The 8,577-nt window shown below is 59.5% G+C and carries 9 protein-coding genes and 1 pseudogene; 7 read left to right on the top strand and 3 right to left on the bottom strand.

The window, feature by feature from the left end; all coding sequences use genetic code 11:
• Together F0169_RS27520 and F0169_RS01435 are read left to right on the top strand one after the other, a co-directional pair.
• Positions 1-234 (top strand): hypothetical protein (locus tag F0169_RS27520; RefSeq protein WP_206670172.1); only part of this gene is annotated, 234 nt, incomplete at its 5' end.
• Positions 235-343: 109 nt separating this feature from the next.
• The gene (locus F0169_RS01435; RefSeq protein ID WP_172979292.1) at positions 344-817 is read left to right on the top strand and encodes a DUF6392 family protein; all 474 of its coding nucleotides are present in this window, start codon (positions 344-346) and stop codon (positions 815-817) included.
• Positions 818-856: 39 nt separating this feature from the next.
• On the opposite strand, the gene F0169_RS01430 is transcribed toward F0169_RS01435, so the two are convergent.
• The 3 genes and pseudogenes from F0169_RS01430 to F0169_RS01420 form a co-directional block, all read right to left on the bottom strand.
• Positions 857-2,179, bottom strand: coding sequence for an LLM class flavin-dependent oxidoreductase (locus F0169_RS01430; protein ID WP_152745236.1), 1,323 nt, complete (start codon positions 2,177-2,179; stop codon positions 857-859).
• 22 nt (positions 2,180-2,201) lie between these two features.
• Positions 2,202-3,159 (bottom strand): annotated as a pseudogene (locus F0169_RS01425) (ABC transporter substrate-binding protein).
• A gap of 191 nt (positions 3,160-3,350) precedes the next feature.
• A complete protein-coding gene (locus F0169_RS01420; protein WP_152745235.1) occupies positions 3,351-4,292 on the bottom strand; it encodes a cupin domain-containing protein in 942 nt (313 codons plus the stop codon).
• Between the two features lie 202 nt (positions 4,293-4,494).
• Between F0169_RS01420 and F0169_RS01415 the strand changes: the two genes are divergently transcribed.
• The 5 genes from F0169_RS01415 to F0169_RS01395 all read left to right on the top strand — a co-directional run bounded on the left by F0169_RS01415 (position 4,495) and on the right by F0169_RS01395 (position 8,562).
• Positions 4,495-5,364 (top strand): isocitrate lyase/PEP mutase family protein, encoded by an 870-nt coding sequence (locus tag F0169_RS01415; RefSeq protein WP_058411535.1) that lies wholly within the window; start codon positions 4,495-4,497, stop codon positions 5,362-5,364.
• A 207-nt stretch (positions 5,365-5,571) separates the two neighbouring features.
• The gene (ehuB, locus tag F0169_RS01410; protein ID WP_152745234.1) at positions 5,572-6,444 is read left to right on the top strand and encodes an ectoine/hydroxyectoine ABC transporter substrate-binding protein EhuB; all 873 of its coding nucleotides are present in this window, start codon (positions 5,572-5,574) and stop codon (positions 6,442-6,444) included.
• 6 nt (positions 6,445-6,450) lie between these two features.
• Positions 6,451-7,131 (top strand): ectoine/hydroxyectoine ABC transporter permease subunit EhuC, encoded by a 681-nt coding sequence (gene ehuC / locus F0169_RS01405; RefSeq protein ID WP_152745233.1) that lies wholly within the window; start codon positions 6,451-6,453, stop codon positions 7,129-7,131.
• Positions 7,128-7,778, top strand: coding sequence for an ectoine/hydroxyectoine ABC transporter permease subunit EhuD (gene ehuD, locus F0169_RS01400; protein ID WP_152745232.1), 651 nt, complete (start codon positions 7,128-7,130; stop codon positions 7,776-7,778). The genes ehuC and ehuD overlap by 4 nt, the downstream gene beginning before the upstream one ends.
• Positions 7,771-8,562, top strand: a complete 792-nt coding sequence (locus tag F0169_RS01395) for an amino acid ABC transporter ATP-binding protein (RefSeq protein ID WP_152745231.1) — start codon at positions 7,771-7,773, stop codon at positions 8,560-8,562. Before ehuD ends, F0169_RS01395 begins: the two co-directional genes overlap by 8 nt.
• Positions 8,563-8,577 lie beyond the last annotated feature (15 nt).

The raw sequence follows: 8,577 nt of genomic DNA, 5'->3' as shown, positions 1-8,577 counted from the left end.
CGAGATACTCAAAGCCTCGCAGGCATTGGAGGCCCAAGCACCACCCTCAAAAAACTGGCTGGACCAGGCCAAGGGCGCGGTCGCAAGTGTGACGCCCTAGAGAGCACGGCAATCCCCTTTGATAACTTCACTGGCGTCATTCGTCGCACATTGAACTTAAACTATTTATCCATTCGTCTGCGGCATTGTATCTCGCAAAATCAGCTCGGTTTTTCGCGTCATTTGACGTTGTGAAACTTGATGCCATCAGTCCTTACCTACTTGAACAGGGCTTTACCGAAGAGCAGGTTAAAACCGCACTTAGCGACCTGCACAATCTCCTTGCAATAAGAGTGGTATTGATATGAACGCTGCAATGATCAATGACTTGGTCAAAGCTCTCGGGCTTACTTACCCCGAGTTGATAGCCTCCGGCATGTATCTTCCGGGCGGTCCACCAAAGGGTATTTTTGACGACAGCGACACTTTGTCGATGTCGCCTGAACCGGGTATAGAGCTGGGGTTCTGGGCTGGCAACAAGCGATTTGAAGATCTATTTATTACCTTTCTTAAGGGCTTCGAAGGAGAGCCAATATACAAAGGTAGTCTGCCATACCACCTCAACAGCAAGATGACTCAGGCCTGGGTTAAATCTCAATTCGGCGAACCTCTGGAGTCAGGCGCCCCTTACAGAATCCCGGTACACGGCATGACTGGCGGATGGGACTGCTACCGACTCCCTGGCATGTCCAAACACGCCAATGTGCTGTTCAAGTACACCGTTGAAATGAAGGTGGATGGCATCGTCTTCAGGTTGAACGAAAAATCCCATGCCTGATAACTGGCAAGCCCGCCTACCGTCTGCGGCCGGACGCAACTACCCTTGGCGACACCGCGGAATCTGCAACCCCAAGCTCTCCCGCAGCGTCGTACCTTCATACGCCGTGCGATAAACACCACGCGCTTGCAACAACGGTATGACTTCCTGGGTAAAGCGCGTGAATTGCTCCGGGTGCCCGATGTAGAGATTAAAACCATCCACGGCGCGTGCTTCGAACCACGCGGCGATCTTTTGTGCGACGGTCTCAGCCGTGCCTACGAAAGCGCCGGGGCGCAGTTGTCGACCGAACGCTATGGCTTGGCGCAAGGTGAAGCCTTGCTCGCGGGCCTGGTCTGCAATGCGTTTGGCGGCGGTGAAAAAGCTGCTGCGTGCGGCTTCCAGGCTCTGCTGCGGAAACGGCGCATCGAGGTCATATTGGCTGAAATCATGCCAGCCGAAATTACGCCCGAATTCTTTCAGCGCAAGCTCAAAACTATGGTCGGCCTGATGGTAGTGCTGTTCGATTTCACGTGCGTGCTCGTCGGTGTCGCCGACGTAGATTTCGGCCCCCGGCATTATCAGTAATTGCTCTGGGTCGCGGCCGTGCTGCGCCGCCCTGGCCTTTATATCGCGGTAAAAAGCCTGGCCCTGCTCGATGCTGGCTGCATGGGTAAAAATGACATCGGCCGTCGCGGCGCCGAGGTCGCGGCCTTGCGCGGAATCGCCGGCCTGGAATATCACTGGCTGGCCTTGCGGCGAGCGTTGGATATTCAGCGGGCCGACCACCGAAAAGTGCTCGCCCTTGTGGTTCAGGCTGTGCAGTTTGCGTGGGTCGAGAAACTCGCCGGTGGCTCTGTCACGCACAAACGCATCGTCCTCGTAAGAGTTCCACAGCCCCTGCACCACCTGGACATGTTCGGCCGCCCGGCCATAGCGGGTGTCGTAATCATAATGCTCGTCGCGGCTGTAATTACCGGCAGTGCCGGCGTCGCCGCTGGTGACCACGTTCCAGCCGGCGCGGCCTTTGCTGATCAGGTCGAGTGAGGCCAGGCGCCGCGCGACGTTGTACGGCGAGTTGTACGAAGTGGTCAGCGTGCCGACCAAGCCGATATGCCGCGTGCTGACGGCAAGCGCCGAGAGCAGCGTCAGCGGCTCCAGGCGATTCAGATAATGAGAGGGCGAACCCTCGGTGATGAACTGGCTGTCGACGATAAACATCAAGTCGAACAGTGCCGCCTCGGCCTGGCGCGCGATGTCGATGTACCAGTCGACGTTAACGCTGGCGTCGGCAGGCAGTTGAGGGTCAAGCCACAGGTTGTGGCGGCCTGGCCCACCACAGCCCATGGTCAAGGCGCCCAGTTTGAGCTGTCTTTTAGTCATATCGAACTATTCCTTCAAGCGTTCAGGGCTGAGTGGTGGCGACGGCGGGCTGCAATGCGGCCGCGAATGACGGGTCGAACAGGCTGGCTGCCGGGTACGATTTGACCAGGCCCTGGCCTGCGAAAAAGTCCACGGTCTTTTGCGCTTCGACGGGCGACTGCGCCGTGAGTGGCTCGACCGTGGTGCGCGCTCTGGCAAACCAGGCGCGTGCGATGTTTGCATCGGCGCGGGTGCGTTTGGCCCAGGCGTCTGCATAAGCGTCGGTGTTGGCGGGGCTTTGACGTGTCCAGTCACGGGCTTTTTTCAGGCGCTGGAGGAAGTCACTGATTTGCGCGCGCTTGGTATCCACAGCTTTCGCGTTGGCGGCAATAAAACTTTGAGCGGGGGATCAACCCGTCGGCGGTTGCCAGCACCCGTGCACCTTGGCGCTCAAGCTGCGTCACGTAGGGCTCCCACGTGGCGATGACGTCAACCGAGCCGCCCTCAAGCGCATGTGATGCGTCCAGCGCGCTCAGGTAGCGCAACGTCAGCGAGTCGCGTGGCACACCGGCTTTGTCCAGCGCGGTGAGCAGCAGTTGCTGGCTCCAGGAGCCTTTCCAGACGGCCGCGCGTTTGCCTGCAAGGTCTGCGAGGCTGTGGATCGACGAGTCTTTTTTGACCAGAATGGCCACGCCGTCAAGGTTTTGCCGACTGACTGCAATCACCTTGATCGGCGCGCCCAAAGCGCCCAGGAACAGCACGGGCGCGTCACCCAGCAAGCCAATATCCAGGCTGTTGGCGTTGAGCGCTTCGGCGACCGGCGACCCCGCTGTAAATTGCTTCCATTCAAGCTGATAGGGCAAATCGTCGAGCACGCCCGCCGCTTCCATCACCGCTTGAGCGTTGTAACTTTGGTCACCGACCACCAGCGTTTGCGCGTTCGCGGTCAGGCACAGGAATGCGGCGGCCATGGCCGCCGCGAGTTTTGTCAGGTAACGCACGTTCGTCTCCAGATGCCCTCTCGGGCATTTCAAGTCGATCCGCGCGCACGGTCTCGGCATTCTGTGTAGGGGTGCACACGATGAAGGCCTGAGCGCCGCCTGTAAAATACTGATAACGCATAACGTAATTCACAAAAAATGCAATAAATGCATTCATTTACTGGCCGAGTGTCGCCTCTGGTCGTCGCCCCTCAACTGAACCGAATATCCAACGCGCGCAAATACGTTTGCAGCCCCGCGTCCTGAATCGGGATCAGGAACGCTTCTTTGTCGGACTCATTGAAGTGCGCGTGCCAGTAGCCCGGTGGCGTCACGAACGCGAGGCCGGGCGACCAGTCGACGCGTACCGGGTTGTGAATCTGCCCTTGCGCGTCCAGCTCGGTGCCCACCAGCGAATAACAGCCCGTGGGGCAGTCGATGATGAAGTCGAGTGCTATCGATTGGTGGCGGTGGGGCTTTTGGATCGAGCCGGCGGGCAGGATTCCGTACATGGCCCACAGCACATGCGTCACGGTTCGAGTCTGCGGGAAGTTGCGATTGCCCAGCAAAATACTGATACGGCTGCGGTCCTGAGCACGCGGGTCGTCTGCCGCTTCGCGCAGTTTCAAGTTAGCCAGCGCTGCGGGATACAGCGTCGGCAAGAAGCGGTCGGTGCTGCGCGTCACGCCCAGGTAGCGCAACAGCGGTTCATCGTGCACGTAGTAAAGACGCGCATCCTGGGTGGCGCGAAAGCGCGCTTGCAGCAGGCCAGGCAGCGCGATAAAACAGCCGGCGGACCATTCAATGGCGTGCTCGCCCTGCACTACTGTGCCCGCGCCTGCTATCACATAAAACACTTGTGAAGTGGCATTCGGGTGCAGGTTCAGCGCTTCACCGGCGTTCAGCCGAATGAAATTGGCGCACAGCCCAGGCCCGGTCACAGGGCCTTCGCAGCCCAGCTCAGCGCTGAGGTCAAGCGGCACGACCCGTGAGGGGCCGCTGTCATACAGCGCTGCCGGGAAGCTGTGGTAAGGAATCCGGCTGATCAGATTGGCGCTGATCGGGTTGGCCGCTTTGCTGTACTCAAAGTACTCGGCGTCGACTAAGGGGTTTGACACATCGTCGGGCAGGTCGGGCTTGAATTCGCGGTTCATTATGCTCACCTTTATTGTCTGGCGTTCACGGCCACCCGGTGAATCAACGGGGCGGTAGAACCACTATAGGCGCTCAGTCTGTGCATTTGGCGCGCCGCTCATGCTCAAACGTCATAATCCCCTGTTCGTCTGCGTGGTAATCTCGCGCCACCATGAATAGACATTGATCGTCACTCGACGATGACCAGAGCCAGGAAAGAACATGCCAAAAATTTCTCACTCAGCGCTGCGCCGCCAATTCCGTGAACTGTTTGCAAAGCAAATCTGCGTTGAAACCGCTTCCGTCTTCGACCCCATGTCTGCGCGAATCGCCGCCGACCTGGGTTTTGAAGTGGGCATTCTGGGTGGCTCAGTCGCTTCGTTGCAGGTACTCGCGGCACCCGATTTTGCGCTGATTACACTGAGTGAGTTCGTTGAGCAGGCGACCCGGATCGGCCGTGTGGCCCAGTTGCCGTTCATCGCCGACGCCGACCACGGCTACGGTAATGCGCTGAATGTGATGCGCACCGTCGAAGAACTTGAGCGTGCAGGCGTTGCGGCGCTCACCATCGAAGACACGCTGTTGCCCGCGCAATTCGGGCGCAAGTCCACCGACCTGATTACGGTCGAGGAAGGCATCGGCAAGGTCAAGGCGGCGCTTGAAGCGCGCGTCGACCCGGAACTGTCGATCATCGCCCGCACGAATGCCGGCGTGTTGCCGACCGAAGACGTGATCGCGCGCACCAAAGCTTATGAAAAGGCCGGCGCGGACGGTATCTGCATGGTCGGCGTGAAAGACTTCGAGCACCTTGAGCAGATCGCGCAAAACCTCAGCGTGCCACTGATGCTGGTGACCTACGGCAACCCCAAGCTCAATGACAGTGAGCGCCTGGCCGCGCTGGGCGTGCGCATTGTGGTCGCTGGCCACGGCGCCTACTTTGCGTCGATCAAGGCGACTTACGACAGCCTGCGTGCCCAACGCAAGTTGACCCACAGCACCTCCAACCTCAGCGCTACCGAGCTGACGCACACCTACACGCTGCCGGAAAGCTACGTGGCCTGGGCTGAAGAATTCATGGATGTGAACGAGTAAACCCGCCCCACACCGGCGGAGAGTCGCCCGACTGTCCGCCGCCCCTTCGATCTATGCATATGCTCTAACGATATTTAAACAATATTTGTTATATCTATAGAGTCATCCCCCAACACTTGGCAAAGCCTGTCGCGCCTGATTCCAGTCGCCGTGACCGCGCGCTGTCGCCAGCAAATCCCCCGATTCCACTTCCTCGTCGAGTTCATCATGAAAGGCATCAACCTTCGCTCGCTGTCCGCCACCCTGGGGTGCGCCGCGCTGCTGAGCGCCCTGTTTGCGTCATCAGCCATGGCCGGTTTGCTCGAGAAAGGCCGCACCAACGGGCTGGTTGCCGGCATCGCCAATGAACAGCCTTACGCCTATATCGGCACCGATGGAAAAATCACCGGGGCGAATGTCGAGGTGCTTGAGGCCATCCTCAAATCGTTGGGCATCACCCGCATTGAAACCCCGATCACCGATTTCGGTTCTTTGGTGCCGGGGCTCGCGGCGGGGCGTTTCGACCTGATTGGCGCAGGGCTCTTTATCAATGCCAGCCGCTGCAAAGTGATTGGCTACTCCAACCCCGTCACCCGCTCCGGCGGTGCCTTTATCGTCAAGGCGGGTAACCCGCTGAAGCTGCACAGCCTGCAGGACGTTGCCGCGAACCCCAAGGCGCGGCTGGCCACGCAGACCGGCTCCAACCAGGTGCAGGAGGCCCGAGACACGAAGATTGCCGCGAGCAATGTGGTGCTGTTCGACAAAGACACCGAAGCGCTTGCCGCGCTTGAAGCCGACCGCGTTGATGTGGTGTATTTCCCGGATGCCGAGATCATCAGCCTGGTCAAAAAAGCCAACAGCCAGGCCATCGAGCGCGCCCTGCCCTTTGAGCAAATCCCTGATGCGCACGGCCAACCGTCGTGGAATTACCACGCCTACGGCCTGCCGAAAAACGACCCTGAGTTCACTCAAGCGTTTAACGAGCAACTGGCAAAACTGCGCGCGTCCGGTGAGTTGCTGAAGATCCTGCAAAAATACGGCTACAGCGAAAATGAATTGCCGGAAGCAGGTGTGACCGCCGCACAACGCTGCGCGCTCTGAGGCGTCATGTCGATTGAACCGTCAACGCTGGACACCGCAGCGTTTATTGCGCGCCAGTTAGCCCAAGGCGCGCTGACCACCGTGCATATCACCGTGCTGGCAGAGGTGCTGGTGCTGGTGTTGTCCCTGGTGATTGCGCTGATGCGGTTGTCACCCTCCCGCGCGCTGCGCTGGATCGCCACGGTGTACGTCGAAGTGCTGCGCGGTATCTCGGCGTTGGTGCTGCTGTTTTACCTGTTTTTTATCTTGCCGTTGTTCGGCATCCGCCTGTCGCCGATGACCACCGGCGTACTCGGCCTGGGCCTGACATTCTCGGCGTATGGTTCAGAGATCGTGCGTTCGGCGCTGATCAACGTCAGTCGCGGCCAGCACGACGCCCTGCGTGCGCTGGACTTTGCGCCAGTGACCGCCTTTCGCCGCATCCTGTTGCCCCAAGCCTTGCCGTTCATGCTGCCGCCGCTGGGTAACCAGTGCGTGGAGCTGCTGAAAACCACCTCGCTGGTGTCGCTGATCACCTTGAGTGATTTGACCTTTTCCGGCGGGCAATTGGTGACCACCTTGGGGCAGCAAACGCTGATCTGGAGCCTCGTGCTGGTGTGTTATTTCCTCATGGCGTGGCCGTTGAGCTGGCTGGTCAGGCGCTACGAACGACGCATAACCGCATGGCGACAGGACCGTAGCGCATGAATTTCGACTACGCGTTTGCCTGGTCGATTGTTCCCGACCTGTTGCTCGGCTTGCTGGTGACCCTGCAAGTAGTGGTGTTGGGGTTTCTGCTTGCGGTGTTGTTGGGGTTGGCGCTGGCCATTGCGCAACGCTCGCGTGTTGGCGTGCTTCACGCGCTGAGCCGCGGCTACCTGAGTTTCTTTCGCAACACGCCATTGATGGTGCAGTTGTATGTGCTGTTTTTCGCCTTCCCGCTAATTGGCATCACCCTGCCCGCGATCTCGACCGGCGTTATCGGGTTGGGGCTTTATTACGGCGCCTACATTGCCGAAGCCTACCGCGGCGCCATCGAGGGCGTGCCGGCCGGTCAATGGGAGGCCGCCAAGGCGCTGGACCTGGATACCGCCACCACATGGCGGCGGGTGGTGTTGCCACAAGCACTCAAACCGATGCTGCCGATTCTGGGTAACTACCTGATCGGCATGTTCAAGGAAACCCCGCTGCTGGCGGTGATCACCATTCCGGAACTGTTCCAGGCGGCCAAGCAGATCGCCGGCATGACCTACCGCTACAACGAACCCTACACGGTCATGGCTTTGATGTTCCTGGCGATCAGCGTGCCGACCTCCCTGTTCTTCCGCTACCTTGAAAGGCGCAGCCATGACTGATCTCGCCCACCCTCACCGCCTGGCGCCGGCACAGATTCAGCTCACGCAAGTGGTCAAAGACTTTGGCAAAACGCGGGTCATCGACCACCTCGACCTGAGCATTGCGCAAGGCCAAAAGGTCGCCTTGATCGGCCCCAGTGGTTCCGGCAAATCCACGGTACTGCGCTTGATCAAGGGGCTGGAAACCTACCAACACGGCCGTATCGAAGTGGCTGGCGCGCCGGTGCCCGCAAAGCCTGCCGGCTGGCGTTGGCCCGGCACCAAAAGAGCACCGGTGGTGCATCGCGTGGGCATGGTGTTCCAGCAGTTCAACCTGTTCCCGCACCTGACGGTTCAGCAAAATATCACCGAAGCGCCATTGCGCGTATTGAAGCTCAGCCGTGACGAGGCCGCTGCCCGCGCAGAGCAATACTTGGGCCTGGTCGGTTTGAGCCACAAGGCCGACGCGTACCCGAGCCAGCTTTCTGGTGGGCAACAACAGCGCGTGGCGATTGCCCGCGCATTGGCCATGCGGCCGCAGGTGATGCTGTTCGACGAAGTCACCTCGGCCCTCGACCCGGAATTGGTCGGCGAAGTGTTGGCGGTGATACGCGCGATTGCTCACGAGCAGCAGATGACCATGCTCTTGGTGACGCATGAAATGAAGTTCGCCCAGGACATCGCTGATCGGGTGTTGTTTATGGAGGCCGGTAAAATCGTCGCGGATGGCTCGCCGCAGCAGATTCTGGTCAACCCCGACAACCCGCGCACGCGACGCTTCCTCAATCTGGTTGAGCAGCGTTAATCGCGCGCGCAGTTA

This window comes from Pseudomonas kitaguniensis (assembly GCF_009296165.1).
Taxonomy (GTDB): Bacteria; Pseudomonadota; Gammaproteobacteria; order Pseudomonadales; family Pseudomonadaceae; genus Aquipseudomonas; species Aquipseudomonas kitaguniensis.
Note: the sequence above shows the minus strand (reverse complement) of the source record. Positions and strands in the feature narration are given on the sequence as shown.

Excerpts from the sequence above, each read along its gene's own strand:
- F0169_RS01430 (WP_152745236.1), bottom strand. The coding sequence starts at position 2,179 with ATGACTAAAAGACAGCTCAAACTGGGCGCCTTGACCATGGGCTGTGGT.
- ehuB (WP_152745234.1), top strand. The coding sequence starts at position 5,572 with ATGAAAGGCATCAACCTTCGCTCGCTGTCCGCCACCCTGGGGTGCGCC.
- ehuD (WP_152745232.1), top strand. The coding sequence starts at position 7,128 with ATGAATTTCGACTACGCGTTTGCCTGGTCGATTGTTCCCGACCTGTTG.
- F0169_RS01435 (WP_172979292.1), top strand. The coding sequence starts at position 344 with ATGAACGCTGCAATGATCAATGACTTGGTCAAAGCTCTCGGGCTTACT.
- ehuC (WP_152745233.1), top strand. The coding sequence starts at position 6,451 with ATGTCGATTGAACCGTCAACGCTGGACACCGCAGCGTTTATTGCGCGC.
- F0169_RS01395 (WP_152745231.1), top strand. The coding sequence starts at position 7,771 with ATGACTGATCTCGCCCACCCTCACCGCCTGGCGCCGGCACAGATTCAG.
- F0169_RS01420 (WP_152745235.1), bottom strand. The coding sequence starts at position 4,292 with ATGAACCGCGAATTCAAGCCCGACCTGCCCGACGATGTGTCAAACCCC.
- F0169_RS01415 (WP_058411535.1), top strand. The coding sequence starts at position 4,495 with ATGCCAAAAATTTCTCACTCAGCGCTGCGCCGCCAATTCCGTGAACTG.